The 2,246-nt window shown below is 36.5% G+C and carries 2 protein-coding genes; both read right to left on the reverse strand.

Annotation, left to right across the window (positions count from 1 at the left end):
- Positions 1-608 (reverse strand): hypothetical protein (locus tag ABZC96_RS09745; protein WP_373030796.1); only part of this gene is annotated, 608 nt, incomplete at its 3' end.
- 33 nt (positions 609-641) lie between these two features.
- On the reverse strand, positions 642-2,246 hold a 1,605-nt coding region (locus ABZC96_RS09750; RefSeq protein ID WP_373030797.1), incomplete at its 5' end, for an autotransporter assembly complex family protein.

A 2,246-nucleotide genomic window follows, 5' to 3' on the forward strand; every position in this document is an offset into this window, starting at 1 on the left:
TTTTTAAAACTTGCATTTAAAACTATATCTGTTACATTTGTATCTATCTGTAGATCTAATGCATCCACTTCTACATCGTCACTTGCATATTCTATACCTATCACATTCAATATTGTATCTGAAATGCTAATACCCTGTTCAACAAAAGGCTCAAGAGTGAGGGATAGATAATCAACTTTTATCCCCATTTCGATAGACTCACTGCTACTGCTTTCCTTACTCTCATTATTCTCAACAGAGGTAAAAGAAGCAGCAAGTGCCTTAATCGTATCTACATTGGCTTTTTCTACCCGTAGAGTATTGATTATAATTGTTTTTTTAAAGAGTCCGGAAGGGTTCCATTTCAGAGTAATATGCGTAGCAAGAGAGTCATCATTATAAGCCAGGTCTTCTATCTTTACCCCCGTAAGTACATTTCCATGAATCCGACTGTACGAGATGTTGTAATCTGGGGCATAAATATTGGCCACTTTTCTGACAACCAGAGCAGAATTGACTATAAAATAAAGAACAAGTCCGACTACTATAGCAATTATCGCCAGATAGACAATAATCTTTCTTACCCAAAGCAATGGTCTGTAAAATAATAAGCCTTTACGATTCGTCATTTAGTGACTCCCTGCACTGTGTTTTAACACTTGTCAAAACGATTGTCCTATCTGAAATGAGATACCATACTGTGTAGGATCCTGAATATTAAATCCAAGATCTAGTTTAAATGGTCCTATAGGTGTCATATATCTAACCCCTACTCCTGCAGCCGTGATGATTTCTCCTTTAAAATTATAAGCTTGATCTGTAAGCATGGTATTATCCGTAAAAATAGCACCATAGATATCACCCCAAACAGGATAGTTCGCTTCTAAAGAGAGGTTGGCCATCGTTGAAGCACCATAGATGGTATCTTCTGTAGGAGAAGTGATTACCCCCAGTTCTCTATAACCGTAAGCTCTGTTTGAGTATGAACCTCCGCCAAAAAAATACTTCGATTCAGGAAGTCCACCCTCTGTTGAGGCATCAACTACACCTACTTTTCCTACTGCTGAAAGTGTCAGGTAGGAAAATGTATGGATGATCCTTCCTTCGAACAGTGTTTTCATATAGACACTGGCCTCATCATCATATGAAAGTCCAAGTTCACCATAAGCGGAGAGGTAATACCCATATTTTGGATTAAGTTTGGAATCCCTGGCATCATAGATGAAGTTTACATAAGGATATAAAAGAGGGAAGTGGCCCTCATTTACAGCTTGTGACAACTCACCGCCCGGACCAAGATTAGCAACTTCAGTGATGATGATATCTTCCAAAGCAACACCCGCTCTTAATAGTACTTTTCCCTCTTCATACTCCAAATACCCTCTAACAAATGTTTTTTCCTCTCTAAAACCATCAAATTCTAAATTTGAGTATCCTAATTTCCCACCCAGATCAGTGTTATACTTCAAAATATCTAAAAAGGCCGGTTTAAAGTAACTGATCATAACCATCTGTTCTATTTGAGACCAAGAGGCTTTTAATTTTAATTGTTGAGCATTACCCATAAAATTATCTTTAATGATCTCACCAAGAACACGTATGCCATCATAAGTATCATATCCTGCCCCTGCTTCAAAATGGTAGGGCTTTTCCATCTCTGTAAATTGGATATCTACAGGGACCACGTTATAAAACTTTCTGTCTACATTGATAAGCACACTATCAAAGGCATTCAAACCATAAAGCTTATTTGATGTTTCCTGTATAAGATCCGTACTATAGCGTGTACCCTCTTTGGCTTTTACACGCGAACGAATAACATTCTCATCTATGGTTTCTAAACCTGATGTTGTCAATTTTCCAAAAGTACATATCCCACCTTTGTGTAAATCATAACGCAGATCAACGGTATGCAGATCCAAATCTACATAGGCTTTACTATCAAGGTCATAACTACAATACCCATCTTTAAGTAACTGAGCAATAATTTTACTTTTTATTGATATAAAGTTTTCAGCTCTGAAGATATCACCCTTTTTCATAGTGATCATTGAAGAGATATCAAAATCACTGGAAATATTGATATCTCTAACTCTTACAGGCTCGTTTTCACTGATTAAGACAAAAATAGTCGTATTGGTCTCTTTGATGGTAAACTGGGTATCATAAAAACCTTCTGAGTCATAAAAGCTTTTTAATGAAGGTATTAAAGAAGGTATTAATTTATCTTTAATACGAGGTGTATCATCTTTCCAGAATTGAAAAAA

Source organism: Sulfurovum sp., from assembly GCF_041551015.1.
Lineage (GTDB): Bacteria > Campylobacterota > Campylobacteria > Campylobacterales > Sulfurovaceae > Sulfurovum.